The 18,925-nt window shown below is 62.7% G+C and carries 22 protein-coding genes; 6 read left to right on the forward strand and 16 right to left on the reverse strand.

Going from position 1 to position 18,925, the window contains the following annotated elements:
- Nucleotide 1: 1 nt before the first annotated feature.
- The 7 genes from JHL16_RS11050 to JHL16_RS11080 all read right to left on the reverse strand — a co-directional run bounded on the left by JHL16_RS11050 (nucleotide 2) and on the right by JHL16_RS11080 (nucleotide 6,576).
- Nucleotides 2-628 (reverse strand): LysE family translocator, encoded by a 627-nt coding sequence (locus tag JHL16_RS11050; protein ID WP_200184869.1) that lies wholly within the window; start codon nucleotides 626-628, stop codon nucleotides 2-4.
- Between the two features lie 51 nt (nucleotides 629-679).
- Nucleotides 680-1,858, reverse strand: coding sequence for an amidohydrolase (locus JHL16_RS11055; protein WP_200184870.1), 1,179 nt, complete (start codon nucleotides 1,856-1,858; stop codon nucleotides 680-682).
- Nucleotides 1,859-1,993: 135 nt separating this feature from the next.
- Nucleotides 1,994-2,683, reverse strand: a complete 690-nt coding sequence (locus tag JHL16_RS11060; RefSeq protein ID WP_200184871.1) for an ABC transporter permease — start codon at nucleotides 2,681-2,683, stop codon at nucleotides 1,994-1,996.
- 9 nt (nucleotides 2,684-2,692) lie between these two features.
- A complete protein-coding gene (locus JHL16_RS11065) occupies nucleotides 2,693-3,403 on the reverse strand; it encodes an ABC transporter permease (RefSeq protein ID WP_200184872.1) in 711 nt (236 codons plus the stop codon).
- Nucleotides 3,404-3,465: 62 nt separating this feature from the next.
- Complete coding sequence (locus JHL16_RS11070) at nucleotides 3,466-4,257, reverse strand: transporter substrate-binding domain-containing protein (RefSeq protein WP_200184873.1); 792 nt, start codon at nucleotides 4,255-4,257, stop codon at nucleotides 3,466-3,468.
- Between the two features lie 131 nt (nucleotides 4,258-4,388).
- Entirely contained in the window at nucleotides 4,389-5,168 is a 780-nt protein-coding gene (locus JHL16_RS11075; protein WP_200184874.1) for an ABC transporter ATP-binding protein, read from the reverse strand.
- Nucleotides 5,169-5,238: 70 nt separating this feature from the next.
- Nucleotides 5,239-6,576, reverse strand: a complete 1,338-nt coding sequence (locus JHL16_RS11080; protein WP_200184875.1) for an 8-oxoguanine deaminase — start codon at nucleotides 6,574-6,576, stop codon at nucleotides 5,239-5,241.
- Between the two features lie 191 nt (nucleotides 6,577-6,767).
- Here JHL16_RS11080 and JHL16_RS11085 point away from each other — a divergent pair, with 191 nt between their 5' ends.
- From JHL16_RS11085 to JHL16_RS11105, 5 genes are read left to right on the forward strand one after another with little or no spacing between them, the layout of a single operon-like run.
- The gene (locus JHL16_RS11085) at nucleotides 6,768-7,919 is read left to right on the forward strand and encodes an ABC transporter substrate-binding protein (protein WP_420884534.1); all 1,152 of its coding nucleotides are present in this window, start codon (nucleotides 6,768-6,770) and stop codon (nucleotides 7,917-7,919) included.
- Between the two features lie 42 nt (nucleotides 7,920-7,961).
- Nucleotides 7,962-8,969 carry an ABC transporter ATP-binding protein gene (locus tag JHL16_RS11090; RefSeq protein ID WP_200184877.1) on the forward strand — a complete coding sequence of 336 codons (1,008 nt, stop codon included), beginning with the start codon at nucleotides 7,962-7,964 and terminating at the stop codon, nucleotides 8,967-8,969.
- Complete coding sequence (locus JHL16_RS11095) at nucleotides 8,966-9,916, forward strand: ABC transporter permease subunit (protein WP_200184878.1); 951 nt, start codon at nucleotides 8,966-8,968, stop codon at nucleotides 9,914-9,916. Before JHL16_RS11090 ends, JHL16_RS11095 begins: the two co-directional genes overlap by 4 nt.
- Entirely contained in the window at nucleotides 9,906-10,721 is an 816-nt protein-coding gene (locus tag JHL16_RS11100; protein ID WP_200184879.1) for an ABC transporter permease, read from the forward strand. Before JHL16_RS11095 ends, JHL16_RS11100 begins: the two co-directional genes overlap by 11 nt.
- A gap of 6 nt (nucleotides 10,722-10,727) precedes the next feature.
- The gene (locus JHL16_RS11105) at nucleotides 10,728-10,922 is read left to right on the forward strand and encodes a hypothetical protein (protein ID WP_200184880.1); all 195 of its coding nucleotides are present in this window, start codon (nucleotides 10,728-10,730) and stop codon (nucleotides 10,920-10,922) included.
- A 149-nt stretch (nucleotides 10,923-11,071) separates the two neighbouring features.
- Here the strand turns inward: JHL16_RS11105 and JHL16_RS11110 are convergent, their stop codons facing one another.
- From JHL16_RS11110 to coaD, 7 genes are read right to left on the reverse strand one after another with little or no spacing between them, the layout of a single operon-like run.
- Entirely contained in the window at nucleotides 11,072-11,539 is a 468-nt protein-coding gene (locus tag JHL16_RS11110) for an SRPBCC family protein (protein WP_200184881.1), read from the reverse strand.
- Between the two features lie 36 nt (nucleotides 11,540-11,575).
- The gene (gene tgt / locus JHL16_RS11115) at nucleotides 11,576-12,703 is read right to left on the reverse strand and encodes a tRNA guanosine(34) transglycosylase Tgt (RefSeq protein ID WP_200184882.1); all 1,128 of its coding nucleotides are present in this window, start codon (nucleotides 12,701-12,703) and stop codon (nucleotides 11,576-11,578) included.
- Nucleotides 12,700-13,773 (reverse strand): tRNA preQ1(34) S-adenosylmethionine ribosyltransferase-isomerase QueA, encoded by a 1,074-nt coding sequence (gene queA, locus JHL16_RS11120; RefSeq protein ID WP_200184883.1) that lies wholly within the window; start codon nucleotides 13,771-13,773, stop codon nucleotides 12,700-12,702. Before queA ends, tgt begins: the two co-directional genes overlap by 4 nt.
- 6 nt (nucleotides 13,774-13,779) lie before the next feature.
- Nucleotides 13,780-14,187 carry a hypothetical protein gene (locus JHL16_RS11125; RefSeq protein WP_200184884.1) on the reverse strand — a complete coding sequence of 136 codons (408 nt, stop codon included), beginning with the start codon at nucleotides 14,185-14,187 and terminating at the stop codon, nucleotides 13,780-13,782.
- Between the two features lie 5 nt (nucleotides 14,188-14,192).
- Complete coding sequence (locus JHL16_RS11130; RefSeq protein WP_137857817.1) at nucleotides 14,193-14,666, reverse strand: peptidylprolyl isomerase; 474 nt, start codon at nucleotides 14,664-14,666, stop codon at nucleotides 14,193-14,195.
- Nucleotides 14,666-15,211, reverse strand: a complete 546-nt coding sequence (locus JHL16_RS11135) for a peptidylprolyl isomerase (RefSeq protein WP_200184885.1) — start codon at nucleotides 15,209-15,211, stop codon at nucleotides 14,666-14,668. Before JHL16_RS11135 ends, JHL16_RS11130 begins: the two co-directional genes overlap by 1 nt.
- Nucleotides 15,212-15,250: 39 nt before the next feature.
- Nucleotides 15,251-15,754: a pantetheine-phosphate adenylyltransferase gene (coaD, locus tag JHL16_RS11140; protein ID WP_137857887.1), complete on the reverse strand. Its 504-nt coding sequence runs from the start codon at nucleotides 15,752-15,754 to the stop codon at nucleotides 15,251-15,253.
- 86 nt (nucleotides 15,755-15,840) lie between these two features.
- Here coaD and JHL16_RS11145 point away from each other — a divergent pair, with 86 nt between their 5' ends.
- Nucleotides 15,841-16,263, forward strand: coding sequence for a VOC family protein (locus JHL16_RS11145; RefSeq protein WP_137857819.1), 423 nt, complete (start codon nucleotides 15,841-15,843; stop codon nucleotides 16,261-16,263).
- Nucleotides 16,264-16,311: 48 nt separating this feature from the next.
- On the opposite strand, the gene ilvD is transcribed toward JHL16_RS11145, so the two are convergent.
- Both ilvD and JHL16_RS11155 read right to left on the reverse strand, forming a co-directional pair.
- A complete protein-coding gene (ilvD, locus tag JHL16_RS11150; protein ID WP_200184886.1) occupies nucleotides 16,312-18,156 on the reverse strand; it encodes a dihydroxy-acid dehydratase in 1,845 nt (614 codons plus the stop codon).
- Nucleotides 18,157-18,267: 111 nt separating this feature from the next.
- Entirely contained in the window at nucleotides 18,268-18,876 is a 609-nt protein-coding gene (locus JHL16_RS11155) for a LysE family translocator (RefSeq protein WP_200184887.1), read from the reverse strand.
- Nucleotides 18,877-18,925: the final 49 nt, after the last annotated feature.

Raw genomic sequence — 18,925 nt, forward strand, 5'->3', positions numbered from 1 at the left:
ATCACGTCGCGGGCCTGCGGGTGAACATCAAGAGCAGCCCGAAGCCGATCATCATGCCGCCGCTCGTCCGGTTGAACCATTTGAGCGTGCGCCCGTCGCGGATATAGCGGCCGAGCTTCGCGCCGATGAAGGAATAGACGATGATGGCGATGGTTTCGAACGCCAGGAACGTCCCGCCCAGGATCGCGAAGCTCAGCGCATAGGACGCCGGATCGACGAATTGCGGGAAGAAGGCGGTGAACACCAGGATCGCCTTGGGATTGCCGGCCGCCACCCACAATTCCTGCAGCGTGAGCTTGCGCAGCGACGAGCGCGGCATGGTCGCGTCCTCGCGCATTAGCGGCGCCCCCGCGCGAATGAGATTGATGCCGATCCAGACGAGATAGGCAGCGCCGGCATATTTGACGAGGGTGAATACCGTTTCGGACGCTGCGAGGATGGCGCCCAGGCCGACCCCGGCAATGGCGATCATGGCGGCGAAGGAAATGATCCGGCCGACGGCGGCAAGGACGGCCGGGGCAATGCCGACGCGCGCCGCATTGGTCAGCGACAGGAGATTATTCGGTCCGAACGCCATGTTGATGGCGAAGCAGGCCGGCGCGAACAGCAGGAATGTCTCAAGCGGCATGGCAACCTCGGCGTGTGATGGCTCTTTCCTACCCCGGCTCGCGCCGCGAGACTAGGCCTTCGCCAGGAAGCCTTCGGCCATCCGGCTGAACTGGCCCGCCGCGATCACCAGGAGATCGTCATTGAAGTCGTAATCGGGCGTATGCAGCATCTTGCGTTCCGGTCCGTCGCCATTGCCGAGCATGAAATAGCAGCCGGGCCGCGCTTCCAGCATGTAAGCGAAGTCTTCCGAGATCATGGTCGGCGCCGGAAGGTCGATGATCGGGTGATCACCTTGGAGCTCAGCCGCGACGGCGCGGGCGAAGGCCGTCTCGTCCGCCGTATTGATGGTGGCCGGATAGCCCATCTCATAATCGATCGCGGCTCTGCAGCCATGCGCCTCGGCGACGCCTTTGACGATCGCCTGGATACGCTCGGCCAGGAGCTTGCGCACCGGGGGCGAGCAGCTGCGCACGCTGATTTCGAGCTTGGCGCTTTCGGGAATGACGTTGCAGGCGGTGCCGGCATTGAAGGTGCCGACGGTTACCACCGCGGGCTCGGTCGGATCGACATTGCGCGCCACGATCGTCTGCAGCGCCGTCACCACCGCCGCGGCCGCGACGATCGGATCGGCGCTTTTATGCGGCAGCGCGCCATGGCCGCCGGGACCGGAGATGATCACGATCGGCGTGTCGACCGCCGCCATGATGGTGCCGGGACGGACGGCGAATTGTCCGAGCGGCATGCCCGGCCAATTGTGGAAGGCGAAGACCGCATCGCAGGGGAAGCGCTTGAACAGCCCATCCTCGATCATGCGCTGGGCGCCGCCGATATTCTCTTCGGCCGGCTGGAAGATCAGATGCACGGTGCCGTCGAAATTGCGCGTCTCGGCGAGATAGCGCGCCGCGCCGAGCAGCACCGTGGTGTGGCCGTCATGGCCGCAGGCATGCATCTTGCCGGCCGTCTTGCTGGCATAAGCGAGCCCGGTGGTCTCGTTGATGGGCAGCGCATCCATGTCGGCACGCAGGCCGATGCTCTTGCGGCCATGGCCTGACGACAGCGTGCCGACGACACCGGTGCCGCCGAGGCCTTGGGTCACTTGAAAGCCGAGCCGGTCGAGCTCGCGCGCCACGATCTCGGACGTGCGCTTTTCCTCGAAGGCGAGCTCCGGATATTGATGCAGATCGTGCCGGATGGCGCGCAGTTCACCGGCATGGGCGGTGAGGCGATCATGGGCGGTAGAAGACGTCACAGTCACGGTTCCCACGGATTGAAAGCAGTTGGCCTGCTTTAGAGCATCGCCGCCGATAGCGCGACCGGAAACGACGCAAAGCTACGATTCCGGTTAATGAATCCGGCACATGCCATTGAATTCAATTGGATATTCTTACCGCCGCTGCGGCACTTGGCGCTCGATGAAATTGAACAGCCGGGTGATGCAATAGGTCAACGCCAGATAGATGACCGCCACCATGAGCAGAGGCTCATAAACGCGATAGGTATCCTGGCGGATCTGATAGGAGGCACCATAGAGCTCGATCACGGTCACCGTCGCCGCCAGGGGGGTCGCCTTAAGCTGCAGGATCGTTTCGCCACCGAGCGTCGGCAGGACGATGCGGAAAGCCCTCGGCAGCCAGATGCGCCTGAGCACGGTCCAGGGCGACATGCCGAAGGCACGCGCCGCCTCCAGCTCACCTTTGGGCACGCTCAGGAACGCTCCTTTCATGATGGCGCCTTCATAGCCCGCGAAACTCAGAGTGAAGGCCAGGGCCGCATAGAAGAAGCCCTCACGCAGCACCGGCCACATGAAGCTGTCGCGGATCCCCGGTATCTGCGGAAAGAACGAGCCGAGCCCATAATAGAGCAACCACAATTGCACGAGGAGCGGCGTGCCGCGGATGACGGTACAGAAGCCCGAAGCCATCCATTTGAGCCAGCGCGGACCGGTCACCTGCACGAGCCCGATCGGTACGGCGAGCAGGAAACCAATGAAGATCGAGATAACGAGAAGCGCCAGGGTAAGTCCGATGCCCTCGATGATCATCGGCAGATATTTGGGGAACCAGGAGAAATCCATGCCCGCCCCCTAACCCAGCTTCGGCTGGCCGCGCCGGACATAGTTCTCGAGCGCCCCGAAGATGCGCAGGGACGTCATCGAGATGATGAGATAGAGCAGCGCCGCGGCGACAAAGAAGGTGAAGTAAGCCTTGGTGCTGCCGGCCGCCTGCTTGGTCTGCAGCGCCAGCTCGCTATAGCCGACAACTGCCACCAAGGCCGAATCCTTCGTGATGTTGAGCCACAGATTGGAGAGACCTGGAATGGCATAAGGCAACATGGCCGGCAGGATGATGCGGCGGAACAGCAGAAAGGGCGACATGCCATAGGCTTTCGCCGCCTCGATCTGGCCGATCGGAATGGCCTGGATGGCGCCGCGCAGGACTTCTGTCGCATAGGCGCCCATCACGAAGCCCAGCACCACCACGGCGGCAGCGAAACCGTTGATGCGCATCGCTTCGTAGCCGAGCGTCAGCATCAGGCGATTGAGCATGTCGGTGCCGAGATAAAAGAGCATCACGATGAGCAGGAGTTCCGGCAGCGACCTGATCACCGTCGTATAGACTTCGAGAATTCCCTTCAGGACCTTCCCGCCGGTAAGCTTCCCCATGGCACCGGCGAGGCCGAGGCTAAGCCCAAAAACATAGGCGAGAAACGAGATCTGGAGCGTCGAAATGGCGCCGGAGAGAAGGTTTCCCTTCCACTGCCAAAGGAGCTCCCAATTCGATGCAGCAATGAACATGAAAGCGCCGAGTGATTATTGGGGAACGGGCTGCACCGGCGAACCGGCGCAGCCCCTGCATATCATTCTTTCGGAAGAATGATTTCACCGTTGAGCTTCTCATATTTCTCGGTGATCTTCTGGATTTCGCCCGCCTTCGCCAGCGCATGGATCGCCGCGTCGAGCTTAGCTTTCAATTCCGTGTCCTCCTTGCGGATGCCGCCGCCGACACCTTCGCCCAGGATCTCGATGTCCTCCGGTGCCTGCCCCTTCATTTCGCAGCAGGCCGTCCCCTGATCGGTATTCAGGAAGTCCTTGAGCGCGCTGTTGTCGGCTTGAACATAGTCCAGGCGTCCGGCCGCGAGGTCGTTATTGGCCTCGTCCTGTGTCTGGTAGCTCTTCACAGTCGACTTGGCGCTGAAATACTTCTCGGCATAGCGCTGATGGGTGGTGGCCACCTGGACACCGATGGTCTTCCCGGCAAGATGATCAGGCGTGATGTCGGTATCGCCGTTCTTCGTGCCGATGATCGCTGACGGCGTATTGTAGTACATCGTGGTGAATTCGATTGTCTTCTTGCGCTCGGCGGTGATCGACATCGACGACCAGATGACGTCAATCTGCTTGGCCGTCAGCGCCGGGATGATGCCATCCCAAGCCACCTCGACCAGCTCGCACTTTTCCTTCATCTGGGCGCAGACCGCTTCCATCAGGTCGATTTCCCAGCCGACCCATTTCCCCGAAGGGTCCTTCGATGTGAAGGGCGCGTAGGGTTCGGCGGCCACGCCAAACTTAATATCCGCTTTGGCCTCGGCGGCGAAACCGCAAAGCGCGGTGACCGCTACGGCCATCATCAGGCGGCGGGTGAATGTCATCGTCTTCTCTCCCTAGTATGGATCATTCGATCCGGTTTTTGTGAAAGCCCAGGCGCTCCGTTCGGATGCGCCGTCAAACTAAAGCACGTCGTCGAAAGGTTGCAAACGGGTCCGAAAGTTGCAGAGACAATCTAGTGGATGCCGGATACGAATTGCTTGCATCTGTCGCTCTTCGGCGACCCGAAAACCTGGCTCGGCGGCCCCTCTTCTTCGATGAGCCCCTTGTGCAGGTAGATCACGTGGCTCGACACGTCGCGCGCAAACTTCATCTCGTGGGTGACGAGAATCATCGTGCGCCCTTCAAGGGCCAGATCGCGGATGACCTTCAGCACCTCGCCGACGAGCTCGGGGTCGAGCGCCGAGGTCGGCTCGTCGAACAGCATGACCTTGGGATTCATCGCCAGTGCGCGAGCGATGGCGGCGCGCTGCTGCTGGCCGCCCGACAGGAAGGCCGGATATTGGTTGCGCTTCTCGTAGAGCCCGACCTTCTGAAGCAGCGCTTCGGCGCGTTCGATGGCTTCCGCCTTCGGCACCTTCAGCACGTGCACCGGCGCCTCGATCACATTCTCCAGCACATTGAGATGCGGCCAGAGGTTGAAGGACTGGAACACCATGCCGAGGCGGGTGCGGATACGTTCGAGCTGGCGCCGGTCGGTCGGATGGAGATTGCCGTCATGGCCGGTCTTCAGGCTGATGTCCTCCCCGGTGACCTGGATGCGGCCCTGGGTCGGCATTTCGAGGAAATTGATGCAGCGCAGAAACGTGCTCTTGCCCGAGCCGGAGGCGCCGATCATCGACACGACGTCACCCTCATGGGCCGTCAGCGATACACCTTTGAGAACCTCGAGGTCACCGAAACTCTTATGTAATCCCTCAACAACGACCGCCGGCTGTCCGTTAGAACTGCCCATGATCACCCCTTAACGTTCCCGTGTTCTGTTTCTTGTTGAGTAAAAGCTTATCACGCAATTAAAAATTTGGTCAATCCAACATGATGAGCCGGCTGGCGGCCGCTCCGTGCTCGGCCCTGAGGCGCTCCAGATCGACGCCGACCGGCAGTCCCTCGCTCACCCGCCACCGCCCGGCGACCATCACCCGGTCGGCCCGGTGCGCCCCGCACAGGACCAGCGCCGCCAGTGGGTCGCCGGCACCCGAAAACCGCAGCTCCTCCAGGGTGAAGAGCGCCAGATCCGCCTGCTTACCGGCGGCAATGACCCCGATGTCGTCACGCCCGAGGCACCGCGCCGACCCTTGCGTCGCCCAGCGCAAGGCGTCGAGATGGGTCACCTTCGTTCCATAGGTCAGCCGGTTGGCGAGCAAAGCGTGGCGCACGCCTTCCATGAGGTTCGAACTGTCATTCGAGGCTGAGCCGTCGACACCGAGCCCAACGGCCACACCCGCCGCTTCGAGCTCGCAGGTGCGACAGCGTCCGGAGGCGAGCAGCATGTTGGAGGTCGGACAATGGCAAACGCCGACGCCATGGCGGCCGAGTCTTTCGATGTCGCCATCGGAGAAATGGATGCCATGGGCCAGCCAGCTGCGCGCCGTGAGCCAGCCGGTATCTTCGAGGTAATCGAGCGGCGACATGCCGAAAACCTCGCGGCAATAGGCATCTTCGTCCTGGGTTTCGGCGAGATGTGTATGGAGCCGGCAGTCCTGCGCCTGGGCGAGCTCGGCCGTTGCACGCATGAGTCCCTTGGTGACCGAGAAGGGTGAGCATGGCGCCAGCGCGATCTGGATCATCGCGCCCTCGCCCCGCTCATGATGACGCGTGATGGCACGTTCGCAATCGGCGAGAATCGTATCCTCGTCCTGCACCACCGAATCGGGCGGCAGGCCGCCATCCTTGGTCGAGAGATTCATCGAGCCGCGCGTTACTGTCATGCGCAGGCCGGCGCGGCGCGCCTCCGCGACCTGGATGTCGACCGCTTCGTCGAGGCCCGAGGGAAAGACATAGTGATGATCGGATGTCGTGGTGACGCCGGACATCAGGAGCTCGGTCAGAGCCAGCCTTGTGGCGATCGCCAGATCCCCGGGGCTGAGCCGCGCCCAGACTGGATAGAGAGTCTGGAGCCAGGCGAACAGTTCCTTGTTGATCGCCTGCGGATGGGCGCGGGTGAGCGTCTGGTAGAAATGATGATGGGTGTTGACGAGCCCCGGCAGCACGACATGCCGTCCGGCCTCGAAGGTCTCGTCGATCGGCGACGAAGGCTCCTGTCCTTTCGCCACCAGCTCTACGATTTTCGTACCGTCGATGACGACGCCGCGCTCGGCATTTTCAGCCAGAATCGCCAGCGGATCTTTCAGCCATAAGGGCATTGGCGGCTATCCTTAACCAGACTTAAGACCCACTTCCCTTCCCTGGGAAGACAAGCTAACGTTGATGTAACCATAGCCCAGCATGCTGCAAAATCAGCAGCATACTGAGGAACGCGCGGCACACTGAAGAGAGCCGTTCAGTGCGTGTTACAATCATATTGGCTCGGAGGAGGAAGGACATCATGAATCGTATGAAGCGTACTTTCGTTTCCGTGATAGCGATCGCTGCGCTCACTGGACTCGCATCTGCGGCCGAGATGAAGAAGGAAATCGGCCCCGGCGAAGGCCAGGTCAATATCGTCGCCTGGCCCGGTTACATCGAACGCGGCGAGACCGACAAGAATTACGACTGGGTGACCGACTTCGAGAAGAAGACCAGCTGCAAGGTCAACATAAAGACCGCCGGCACCTCGGATGAAATGGTAGCCCTCATGAATGAAGGCGGCTTCGATCTGGTGACCGCGTCGGGCGACGCGTCGCTCCGCCTGATCTCCGGCAAACGCGTGCAGCCGATCAACACCGATCTGATCCCGTCCTGGAAGACCGTCGACGAGCGCTTGCAGAATGCGCCCTGGCATACGGTCGACGGCGTGCATTATGGCGTGCCCTATCAGTGGGGCGCCAATGTTCTCGCCTACAACACCAATGTCTTCAAGGAAGCGCCCAAGAGCTGGAACGTCGTCTTCGAAGAGCAGAATTTTCCCGACGGCAAATCGAACAAGGGTCGTGTCCAGGCCTTTGACGGCCCGATCTACATCGCCGATGCCGCCCTCTATCTGATGAAGCACAAGCCGGAGCTCGGCATCAAGGATCCCTACGAGCTCAATGAGGACCAGTACAAGGCGGCGCTCGAATTGCTGCGCGCCCAGCGCAAGCTGGTCGGCCGTTATTGGCATGACGCTTTCATCCAGATCGACGACTTCAAGAATGAAGGCGTCGCCGCCTCCTCCTCCTGGCCGTTCCAGGTGAACCTGCTCGTCGCCGACAAGCAGCCGATCGCCTCGACCATTCCCGAGGAAGGCGCCACCGGATGGGCCGACACGACGATGATGCATTCGGAAGCCGCCAATCCGAACTGCGCCTATATGTGGCTCGAGCATTCGATCAATCCCAAGCTCCAGGGTGATCTCGCCGCCTGGTTCGGCTCGGTCCCCGCCGTCACCGCCGCCTGCAAGGGCAACGCGCTCCTGACCGATGCCGGTTGCGACACCAATGGGCTCGGCAATTTCGACAAGATCAGCTTCTGGCGCACGCCGGTCGCCAAATGCGCCAGCCAGAGCGCCGGCTGCGTACCCTATTACCGCTGGGTCTCCGACTATATCGCCGTGCTCGGCGGCCGCTGAACAACGAAAGCTCCCGCCGGCATTCCGGCGGGAGTTCCTCTCATGACAAGCGCAGTTTCCTTCCAGCACGTCTCGCGCCATTTCGGCCCTGTTCGCGCGGTCGATGATGTCGTTCTCGACATCGCGCCCGGCGAATTCTTCGCCATGCTGGGCCCGTCGGGCTCGGGCAAGACCACCTGCCTGCGTCTCATTGCCGGCTTCGAGCAGCCGACCAGCGGCCATATCGAGATATTCGGCGAGACGGCCGAGGGCCTGCCGCCCTATCGGCGCAACGTGAACACCGTCTTCCAGGATTATGCGCTCTTCCCGCATATGAACATTCTGGACAATGTCGCCTATGGACTGATGGTGAAGGGCGTTGCGCGTCAGGCGCGTCAGACGAAGGCGCTGGAAGCGCTCGACCTCGTCGAGCTGAAGGGCTTCGAGGCGCGCCGGCCCTCGCAGCTGTCGGGCGGCCAGCGCCAGCGTGTGGCGCTCGCGCGCGCGCTCGTCAATGAGCCGAAAGTGCTGCTCCTCGATGAGCCGCTCGGCGCCCTCGATCTCAAGCTGCGCGAGCAGATGCAGGTCGAGCTCAAGACCTTGCAACGCAATCTCGGCATCACCTTCGTCTTCGTCACCCATGACCAAAGCGAGGCCCTGTCGATGGCCGACCGCGTCGCCATCTTCAACAACGGCAAGATCATCCAGGTTGGCGCGCCCAAGGACATCTATGAGCGCCCGCGCACCCGCTTCGTCGCCGATTTCGTCGGCTCGTCCAATGTGCTGCCGCCGGACTTCATGCAAAGGACCGGCGGCCCGGGCAAATGGGTGAGCCTCAGGCCGGAGAAGATCACCATCACGGCGCGCGGGATGACGCCGGGCAGCCACGCGGTCGAGGCCACCGTCACCTCCGTCCACTATCAAGGCGCGGTGACGCGGGTGAATGCCGAGGCGGCGGGCCAGGCGATCGCCGTCTCCGCCCCCTCGTCCTTCGGCGCGGTCAATATCGGTGACACCGTCACCTTGCAGTGGCCGGCCGATGCGTTTCACGCCATGGAGGACGAGGCGTGACAGATACGGCGGCCGGCACCGTTCACGACCGGCGCGGCGGACTCCTGCGGCGGATCTCAGATACGTTGTTCCGCCGCCCGCATCTCTTGCTGACGCTGCTGATCGCGCCGCCACTCCTGTGGCTCGGCATCGTCTATCTGGGCTCGCTGCTGGCACTCCTGGCGCAGAGTTTCTTCTCGATCGACGAATTTTCCGGTATGGTGAAGCGTGAGTTCACGCTGTCGACCTATGCCGAGCTCCTCAATCTCGCCAATGTCGATGTCATTCTGAGAAGCCTCGTCATGGCGGTGGCGGTCACGCTGGCGGCCGCGCTCATCGCCTTCCCGATCGCTTATTATGCGGCGCGTTATGCCCGCGGACGCTGGAAGGCCTTCTTCTATCTGGCCGTGATGCTGCCGCTCTGGTCGAGCTACCTGGTGCGTGTCTATGCCTGGAAGCTCATCCTCGCTAAGGAAGGCATCATCACCTGGCTCGCCGACAAGCTCTATCTGACGTGGGCTTTGGACGCCATCCTGGCCATCCCGGTGATCGGCGGTCCCTCGCTCAGCATCTCCTATATCGGCACTTTCCTCGTCTTCCTCTATGTCTGGCTGCCTTACATGATCCTGCCGACGCAGGCGGCGCTCGAGCGCGTGCCGGCCAATCTCCTCGAAGCCTCGGCCGATCTCGGCGCCGTGCCGCGCCAGACCTTCTGGACCGTGATCTTCCCGCTTGCTCTGCCGGGCCTCATCGCCGGCTCGATCTTCACCTTCTCGCTGACGCTCGGCGACTACATCATTCCGCAGATCGTCGGCACGTCGACCTACTTCCTGGGGCAAGCTGTCTATACGCTGCAGGGCACCGCCGGCAACATCCCGCTCGCCGCCGCCTTCACCGTGGTGCCGATCGTGATCATGGGCATCTACCTCTCGATCGCCAAGCGCATGGGGGCGTTCGATGCGCTCTGAACGCGGCCAACGGGCCCCGCGCGCTTTGAGCCTCGCGGCCATCGCCGGGCTCCTGTTCCTCCACGTGCCGCTGCTCCTGATCTTTCTTTATGCCTTCACCACCGAGGAGAAGAGCTACCAGTTCCCGCCGCCGGGCCTGACACTCAAATGGTTCGGCGCGGCATGGGAGCGCCAGGACATCTGGAATGCCCTGTGGCTGTCGGTGAAGGTCGCGAGCATCGCCACGGCGGTCGCTTTGGTGCTCGGCACCTGCGCGGCGGCGGCGGTTTCGCGCGCCCGCTTCTTCGGCCGCGATTACATCTCGCTGCTTTTCATCCTGCCGATCGCCCTTCCCGGCATCATCACCGGCATCGCATTGCGCTCGGCCTTCAACATCATGGATTTCGACTTTTCGTTCTGGACGATCGTGCTCGGCCACGCCACCTTCTGCATCGTCGTCGTCTACAACAATGCGCTTGCCCGTTTCCGCCGCACCGCCGGCAGCCTCATCGAGGCCTCGATGGATCTGGGCGCCGACGGCTTCCAGACCTTCCGTTATGTGGTGCTGCCCAATATCGGCTCCGCCCTTCTCGCCGGCGGCATGCTGGCTTTCGCGCTCTCCTTCGACGAGGTGATCGTCACCACCTTCACCGCCGGCCAGCAGGCCACTTTGCCGATCTGGATGCTGACCGAGCTCATCCGCCCGCGCCAGCGCCCGGTGACCAATGTCGTCGCCATCTTCGTGATCGCGGTGACCTTCATTCCGATCCTCTTCGCCTATTACCTGACGCGCGACGGCGAGCATGTCGCGGGCGGCGGGAAATAGGCCCAGATGCTGATCAGGCTGATGATCCTCGCCGTCGCCGTCCTGCTGGTGTCAGTGCTGTTCGGGCTGCATCGGCGTCTCAAGGGCGCGCCGCCCTGGCTGCGCCTCCTGCATCACGCCGTCTTCTTCGTCGCACTAGCCTATGCGGCGATCTTCATCGCGATCTTCCTCGGCCTGCATCTCTTCGGTTATCGGCTTTAGCGTATGAATTAAGAGCCCCACCATCACCCTGAGGTGGCCGCGAAGCGGCCCTCGAAGGGTGGCAAGCGGCGAGACCTCTGTACCTGGATCGTGCTTCGAGGCTCCCTTCGCTCGCACCTCAGCATGGTTGGTGATCAGCTCTTCTTTTTCTACGCTTCCTTGGCTTCTTCCTCGTCGGGCACACCGCCGACGATCTTGGCGAATTTGTCGAAGAACTGGGTCGCCAGCGACCGCGCGGTGGAGTCGATGAGGCGAGAGCCCAGCATCGCGAGCTTGCCGCCCACTTGGGCATCGACGTCATAGGAAAGCTTCGTGCCGCCTTCGACCTCCTCGAGACGCACATCCGCCCCGCCATTGGCGAGGCCGGCAATGCCCTTGCCTTCGCCGGAGATCCGGTAGCTCGCCGGCGGATTGAGATCGGTGAGATTGACGTTCCCGGTGAAGCTCGCTTTGACCGGCCCTACTTTCACCATGACCTTGGCTTCGAGCTCGGTGTCGGAATGTTTGGTGATCGCTTCGCAGCCGGGGATCGCCTGTTTGAGGATATCGGGATCGTTCAACGCCTTCCACACCGCCTCACGCGAGGCCGGGATGATCTCTTCGCCACTCATTTTCATCGGATATGCCTCCGTCGGGGTGATCCGAGGGCGAGTCTAGGCGGAAATATCACCCCGCTGCCACTGTTCCTTGGTCGCAAGCCGGAACTCCTCGAACCGGCCCCGATCGATGGCGTCCCGGATGCCCTGCATCAGCGACTGGTAATAGGCGATATTGGCCCAGGACAGCAGCATCATGCCCAGAAGCTCGCCCGAGCGGATCAGATGATGCAGATAGGCCCTCGAATAGACCGACAGCGCCGGGCATGGGCTTTCGGGGTCGAGCGGACGCGGATCGTCGGCATGTCGTGCATTGCGCAGATTGATCTTGCCGAAGCGGGTGAAGGCCTGGCCATGGCGGCCGGACCGGGTCGGCATCACGCAGTCGAACATGTCGACGCCGCGCGCCACCGCTTCGAGAATGTCCTCGGGCGTGCCGACGCCCATCAGATAGCGCGGCCGGTCGGTGGGCAGATGCGGCGCCGTATTCTCGATCGTCTGCAGCATCAGCGCCTGGCCCTCGCCCACCGCGAGGCCGCCAATCGCGTAGCCTTCGAAGCCGATGGCGGTCAGGCCCTCGGCCGAGAGGCGCCTGAGCTTTTCATTCACCCCGCCCTGCACGATGCCGAAATTGCCGCGTCCCGGCTGCTTTCCGAAGGCTTGGCGCGAACGCTCCGCCCAGCGCAGCGACAGCTGCATGGCGCGCTCGGCATCCTTGTCGGTATGGGGATACATCAGGCATTCGTCGAGCTGCATCTGGATGTCGGAGCCCAGCAGCCGCTGAATCTCCATCGAGCGCTCAGGCGTCAGCTCGTATTTGCGCCCGTCGATATGCGACTGGAAGACGGCGCCCTTTTCCGAGATCTTGCGCAATTTGGCGAGCGACATGATCTGGAAGCCGCCGGAATCGGTGAGGATGGGCCGCGGCCAGTTGGCGAATTTGTGCAGGCCGCCGAGCTTCGCCACTTCCTCAGGGCCAGGCCTCAGCATCAGGTGATAGACATTGCCGAGGATGATGTCGGCGCCCGTCTCGCACACCTGTTCAGGATAAAGGCCTTTGACCGTGCCGGCGGTGCCGACCGGCATGAAAGCCGGCGTGCGGATCTCGCCCCGCCCGGTGGTGATGGTGCCGCGGCGCGCCGTGCCATCGGTCTTGTGCAGTGTGAAAGAGAAACCTTCGCTCATGATGGCGCGGGGAATAGCAGGCTCGCATCACCATAGGAATAGAACCGATAGCTTTCCTGGATGGCATGGGCATAGGCCGACTTCATCCGCTCGAGCCCCGCAAAGGCGGAAACCAGCATGAACAGTGTCGAGCGCGGCAGATGGAAATTGGTGATCAGCAGGTCGGCTACCCTGAAGCGGTAGCCGGGCGTGATGAAGATATCCGTCGTGTCGCGGAATGGCTTGAGCTCGCCCGAGCGGGCGGCACTTTCGAGGAGCCGGAGCGAGGTCGTCCCGACCGGAATGATCCGCCCGCCTTTGGCCTTGGCTTCCTTCAGCCGGTCGACCACATCGGCCGGCACCTCGCCCCATTCCGAATGCATCCTGTGCTCGGCCGTGTCTTCCGCTTTCACCGGCAGGAAGGTGCCGGCACCGACATGGAGCGTGATGAATTCTTCTTTTATTCCAATCTCTTGCAGCGTCTTCATCAGACCGGACGTGAAGTGCAGCCCCGCTGTCGGCGCGGCCACCGCGCCTTCTTCCTCGGCATAGATGGTCTGATAGTCGGCGCGGTCCTGATCGTCGCGCTCGCGTTTGCCGGCGATATAGGGCGGCAAGGGCATATCGCCCAAAGCAGCGATCGCTTCATCGAGAATGGGCCCGTGGAAGTCGAAAGCGAGCGTGATCTCGCCGCCTTCGCCCTTTTCCTCGACCGTAGCGTCAAGCACGCCCAGGAGGCAGACACGGCCCTCGGCGCCGAAGCGGATCTTATCCCCGACCGCCAGCCGCTTGCCGGGCTTGGCGAAGGCCTTCCAGCGCGAGCCGTCCAAGCGCTGATGGAGAAGCGCCTCGATCCGGGGTGTCGCTTCGCCACGCCCGATCCGGTTGCCGGTCAAGGCCGCGGGGATCACTTTGGTCTTGTTGAAGACGAGGACGTCGCCCGGACGCAGCAGCGAGGGCAGCTCGTGGAAAATACGGTCATCGAGCCTGTCGGGCCGCACGACCAGCAGCTTTGCGGCGTCGCGCGGGTTGACCGGGCGGAGCGCGATGCGCTCGTCCGGCAGCTCGAAATCAAAATCGGAAACGCGCATGGGAGACTACTCTCCCAAGCAGGTTACCGGCCAGGCGCCCAAGCCGACAATATGCAGAGTGCCGGAGAATATGCCTTCCGTGCCCTCCTCATGCGCATAGCTCACGCGCAGCTTGGCGATGATCGCCTCGGCATTGCCGTCGGTGACATCGATCTTCATGCCCTCGTCGTCTGAGAAGGACTGCGCGACGAGGACGGGGGTGACGCCGGTTTCAGCCGCCGTCGACCACTTCTTGCCTTTCGACTCCATGCTGAGGCTCAGGGGCCTGAGGCCTGGAGTCGTGCCGACCAGAAAGCTCATGGACGTATCGTAGTCAGGCGCGCTGCAAGTGATGTTGTCGGTGGCGAGAACCTCGCCCGCCGAAACCGTCAGCAGCATCGCGCCCAGGATCGCCCCCCGCTTTCCGATCGGCATGATGATCAGGCCTTGGCGTCAGCCGCGACCTGCATCTTCACGATGCGGTCCGGATCACGCACCGGCTCGCCGCGCTTCAGCGCGTCGACATGCTCCATGCCGGACGTGACCTTGCCCCACACCGTATATTGCTTGTCGAGGAAGGTGGCGTCGCCGAAGCAGATGAAGAACTGGCTGTTGGCCGAATCCGGATTGGACGAGCGCGCCATCGAGCAGATGCCGCGCACATGCGGCTCCTTCGAGAACTCGGCCTTGAGATTGGGCTTCTTCGAACCGCCCATGCCGGTGCCCGACGGATCGCCGCCTTGCGCCATGAAGCCTTCGATGACGCGATGGAACACCACGTTATCGTAAAAGCCCTCACGCGCCAGTTCCTTGATGCGCGCCACGTGATTGGGCGCGAGGTCGGGTCTGAGTTCGATGGTCACCCGGCCCTTGGCGAGGTCCATGTAGATCGTGTTTTCGAGATCGCTAGCCATCACTTTACATCCTTCATGACTCTGACAGTTACCATTTTATCGGGTTCCGACGGCGGCTCGCCCTTGGCGATCTTGTCGACGCACGGCATGCCCTGCGCCACTTCGCCGAATACCGTGTACTGGCCGTCGAGGAAGCCGCCATCGGCGAGCATGATGAAGAACTGGCTGTTGGCCGAGTTCGGGTCGGAGGTGCGCGCCATACCGACGACGCCGCGGGCGAAATGCGTGTTGGTGAATTCGGCTTTGAGATTGGGCTCGTTCGAGCCGCCGGTGCCATCGCCATTCTGGCCGTCGCCGGTCTGCGCCATGAAGCCGTCGATCACGCGGTGGAAGGGCACGCCGTCATAATATTTGGCGCGCGCCAGCTTCTTGATCTGCGCCACGTGATTGGGCGCGAGATCGGGCCTGAGCTTGACGGTGATCGTGCACTTATCGGTGGTCTTGATCGCCAGCGTATTCTCGGGGTCGAGCTCCTGCGCCGCCAGCGGCAGACTGCTCAGCGCCACGGCGGCGATCAGGCCGGCAAGGCCCAGTTTGAATTTCATGCGGGTCTCCTTGGGGTTGAATGACGCGGGTTTTCCCCTTCAGGCGGGCTTTTTGAGGGCAGCCTTTACGGCAGCCAGCGCTTCCTTGGGGATGAACAAAGTGACGTCGCCGCCCATTGCGGCGATCTGCTTGACGAGGGACGATGCGATCATCCGTGTCGCCGGGCTGGCGGCGAGAAAAACCGTTTCGATATCGGGTGCCATCGAGCCGTTCATCTGCCCCATCTGGACCTCATAATCGAAGTCGCTGGCGTCGCGCAGCCCGCGGATGATGAGGCCCGCCTGGGCCCGCCTCGCCGCATCGACGGCGAGATCGTCGAAGGTCTCGACCGCGATCTTGATGCCGGTATGCTCGGCGATCGGCGCCGTCACGGTCTGGAGCAATTTGATGCGCGTTTCCGCATCGATCAGCGCCTTCTTGCCGTGATGCGTGCCGACCCCTAGAACGAGCTTGTCCACAAGCCTCGCCGATCTCGCAATGATATCGAGATGGCCGTAGGTAACGGGGTCGAAACTGCCGGGATAAAAGCCAGTGCGCGCCATGGCGGAAGCCATAGCCCGATAAGGCTCCTGCCGCAACCTGTCAGCAGGCGGCAGTATGATCCGCCCATTCAGAGGGAGTAACCATAATGGCCAACGACAATCCGTCCATCATTTCGCATGTTTCACTGGGCACCAACCAGTTCGACAAGGCCAGGGCCTTCTACTTGAAGGCGCTCGCCCCGCTTGGCTGCAAGATCATCATGGAGCATCCCGGAGTCGCCGCCTTCGGCAAGCAATTCCCGGAATTCTGGGTCGGCGAGCCGCATGACGGCAAGAAGGCCGAGATCGGCAATGGAACACATGTCAGCTTCGCGGCCGGCTCCAAGGCCGAGGTCGACGCCTTCCACAAGGCGGCGGTCGCCGCCGGCGGCAGCGACGACGGCAAGCCGGGACCGCGTGAGGAATATGGCGAGCCCTATTACGGCGCCTTCATCCGCGACCTCGACGGCCACAAGATCGAGGCCACCTTCTGGGACGAAGAACTCGCCAAGAAGCTGGGAATGGGTTGATCAGATCTCCCTCCCCCGCATCCGCGACGCGCGGGAGGGAGATTTAATTCATTCCGGGACGTGGCGCACCGCGCCTTTGGCGGCGCTGGTCGCCATCGAGGCATAGGCCCGAAGTGCGGTCGAAACCTTGCGGTTGCGCTTCTCTTCCGGCTTCCACACGGCGCCGTCGCGCGCGGTCTTTTCGGCGCGGCGCCGGGCGATTTCCGCCTCGTCGACCGCCAGATGAAGCTTGCGCTTCGGGATGTCGATCTCGATGCGGTCGCCGCTGCGGACGAGGCCCATCAGCCCGCCTTCCGCCGCTTCGGGCGAAGCATGACCGATCGACAAGCCGGATGTGCCGCCTGAGAAACGCCCGTCGGTGATGAGCGCGCAGGCTTTGCCGAGGCCCTTCGATTTGAGATAGCTCGTCGGGTACAGCATTTCCTGCATGCCGGGACCGCCGCGCGGTCCTTCATAGCGGATGACGACGACATCGCCCACTTTCACCTTGCCAGTGAGAATGCCGCTCACCGCCGAATCCTGGCTTTCGAACACGACGGCGGGTCCTGAGAAGACCAGAATCGATTCATCGACGCCGGCCGTCTTCACGATGGCGCCGAGCTCGGCAAGATTGCCGTAGAGCACCGCGAGGCCGCCATCCTTGGAGAAGGCATGCTCGGCCGAACGGATCACGCCCTTCTCGCGGTCGACATCGAGCGTGTCATAGCGGCGCTCTTGGCTGAAAGCGACTTGCGTCGGCACGCCGCCGGGCGCGGCGCGGAAGAAGTCGCTGACCTTGGCGCTTTTGGTTCGCACGACGTCCCACTGGTCGAGGGCCGCGCCCAAGCTTTCCGAATGGACGGTGGGCACCGACGTATCGATGAGCCCGCCGCGGTCAAGCTCGCCCAGGATCGCCATGATGCCGCCGGCGCGATGCACGTCTTCCATATGAACATCGGACTTCGACGGCGCCACCTTGCACAGCACCGGCACACGGCGTGACAGCCGGTCGATATCGGCCATGCCGAAATCGAGATTGGCCTCATGCGCGGCGGCGAGGAGATGCAGCACGGTATTGGTCGACCCGCCCATGGCGATGTCGAGCGTCATGGCATTCTCGAAGGCGGCGAAGGTCGCGATCGAGCGCGGCAGGATGCTGGCATCGTCCTGCTCGTAATAGCGCCGCGCCAGGTCGACGATGAGATGGCCCGCCTCGACGAAAAGCCGGCGGCGGTCGGCATGGGTGGCGAGCGTCGAGCCATTGCCGGGCAACGACAGGCCGAGCGCTTCGGTGAGGCAGTTCATCGAATTGGCGGTGAACATGCCGGAGCACGAGCCGCAGGTCGGGCACGCCGAGCGCTCGATGACCTTCATGTCCTCCTCGGAGACCTTGTCGTCGACGGCCGCCACCATGGCGTCGACCAGATCGAGGGCGACCTCCTTGCCCTTGAGGACCACCTTGCCGGCTTCCATCGGCCCGCCCGAGACGAAGACGACCGGGATATTGAGGCGCATGGCGGCCATCAGCATGCCGGGGGTGATCTTGTCGCAATTGGAGATGCAGACCATCGCGTCGGCGCAATGGGCATTGACCATATATTCGACCGAGTCGGCGATGAGATCGCGCGACGGCAGCGAATAGAGCATGCCGTCATGGCCCATGGCGATGCCGTCATCGACGGCGATGGTGTTGAATTCCTTGGCGACACCGCCGGCCGCTTCGATCTCGCGCGCTACCAGCTGGCCCAGATCCTTCAGATGCACATGGCCCGGCACGAACTGGGTGAAGGAATTGACGACCGCGATGATCGGCTTGCCGAAATCGCTGTCCTTCATGCCGGTGGCGCGCCAGAGGCCGCGCGCGCCGGCCATGTTGCGGCCATGGGTGGTGGTACGGGAACGATAGCTGGGCATGGGTTTCTCGGTCTTTTCCTAAGCCTTTCAGGAGGATGCCTTCGTGCGCGCGCAGGGGAACCCTGTCAACCTTTCAGATGACATGGCTCGAATGCACCCGCGGGACGGAATTCAGCGGCCGCGCAAGGCGAGCCACAGCCCGCCGCCGATCAGGCAGAGGCCGCTCGACACCTCGACGAAACGCACCCGCTTCTGCGACAGCCAGGACCCGGCATTGCCGGCGGCGAAGGCATAGAGGCTGTCGAAGACGGTAGCGATGACCATGAAGCTCAGGCCCAAGAGGACCAACTGGTTCGGATAGTCGCCGTCTTTAGAGATGAATTGCGGGATGAGCGCCCCGAAAACGAGCAGCACTTTTGGATTGGAGAGGATGACGACGAAACCCTGGAAGAAGAAACCGCCCCGGGGCGCCGTGGCGGCCGCGGCCGTCAACTGCCCCTTTGAACGTATGAGCTTGATGCCGAGCCAGATCAGATAGGCGGCGCCCGCGATGCGCAGAACGTCGAACCACACACCCATATAGGTGATGGCGGAAGCGAGGCCGGCAATGGCGATGGCCATCCAGACCAGGAGGCCCGCCTGGGTGCCGGCCACATTGAGCAGACCGGCGCGGGTGCCGTGCTTGAGGCTGTTGGCGATGATGATGGTGACGGTCGGTCCCGGCACGATGACGATGGCGATCGCGGCGATACAGAAGGCGATATAGGCTTCGAGTGTCATGGGTCCCTCTCTGAACAGGTCGCTCAGCAAGCCATAGCGGCGCCGGCGC

The organism is Taklimakanibacter albus (genome assembly GCF_016595235.1).
Taxonomy (GTDB): domain Bacteria; phylum Pseudomonadota; class Alphaproteobacteria; order Rhizobiales; family Aestuariivirgaceae; genus Taklimakanibacter; species Taklimakanibacter albus.

Coding starts and splice junctions, on each gene's coding strand:
- ilvD (WP_200184886.1), bottom strand. CDS start 18,156: ATGCCCAGCTATCGTTCCCGTACCACCACCCATGGCCGCAACATGGCC.
- JHL16_RS11085 (WP_420884534.1), top strand. CDS start 6,768: ATGAAGCGTACTTTCGTTTCCGTGATAGCGATCGCTGCGCTCACTGGA.
- JHL16_RS11125 (WP_200184884.1), bottom strand. CDS start 14,187: ATGCCGATCGGAAAGCGGGGGGCGATCCTGGGCGCGATGCTGCTGACG.
- JHL16_RS11050 (WP_200184869.1), bottom strand. CDS start 628: ATGCCGCTTGAGACATTCCTGCTGTTCGCGCCGGCCTGCTTCGCCATC.
- JHL16_RS11075 (WP_200184874.1), bottom strand. CDS start 5,168: ATGGGCAGTTCTAACGGACAGCCGGCGGTCGTTGTTGAGGGATTACAT.
- JHL16_RS11060 (WP_200184871.1), bottom strand. CDS start 2,683: ATGGATTTCTCCTGGTTCCCCAAATATCTGCCGATGATCATCGAGGGC.
- JHL16_RS11130 (WP_137857817.1), bottom strand. CDS start 14,666: ATGGCTAGCGATCTCGAAAACACGATCTACATGGACCTCGCCAAGGGC.
- JHL16_RS11070 (WP_200184873.1), bottom strand. CDS start 4,257: ATGACATTCACCCGCCGCCTGATGATGGCCGTAGCGGTCACCGCGCTT.
- JHL16_RS11105 (WP_200184880.1), top strand. CDS start 10,728: ATGCTGATCAGGCTGATGATCCTCGCCGTCGCCGTCCTGCTGGTGTCA.
- JHL16_RS11100 (WP_200184879.1), top strand. CDS start 9,906: ATGCGCTCTGAACGCGGCCAACGGGCCCCGCGCGCTTTGAGCCTCGCG.
- JHL16_RS11080 (WP_200184875.1), bottom strand. CDS start 6,576: ATGCCCTTATGGCTGAAAGATCCGCTGGCGATTCTGGCTGAAAATGCC.
- JHL16_RS11135 (WP_200184885.1), bottom strand. CDS start 15,211: ATGAAATTCAAACTGGGCCTTGCCGGCCTGATCGCCGCCGTGGCGCTG.
- JHL16_RS11155 (WP_200184887.1), bottom strand. CDS start 18,876: ATGACACTCGAAGCCTATATCGCCTTCTGTATCGCCGCGATCGCCATC.
- JHL16_RS11065 (WP_200184872.1), bottom strand. CDS start 3,403: ATGTTCATTGCTGCATCGAATTGGGAGCTCCTTTGGCAGTGGAAGGGA.
- queA (WP_200184883.1), bottom strand. CDS start 13,773: ATGCGCGTTTCCGATTTTGATTTCGAGCTGCCGGACGAGCGCATCGCG.
- JHL16_RS11145 (WP_137857819.1), top strand. CDS start 15,841: ATGGCCAACGACAATCCGTCCATCATTTCGCATGTTTCACTGGGCACC.
- coaD (WP_137857887.1), bottom strand. CDS start 15,754: ATGGCGCGCACTGGCTTTTATCCCGGCAGTTTCGACCCCGTTACCTAC.
- tgt (WP_200184882.1), bottom strand. CDS start 12,703: ATGAGCGAAGGTTTCTCTTTCACACTGCACAAGACCGATGGCACGGCG.
- JHL16_RS11090 (WP_200184877.1), top strand. CDS start 7,962: ATGACAAGCGCAGTTTCCTTCCAGCACGTCTCGCGCCATTTCGGCCCT.
- JHL16_RS11110 (WP_200184881.1), bottom strand. CDS start 11,539: ATGAAAATGAGTGGCGAAGAGATCATCCCGGCCTCGCGTGAGGCGGTG.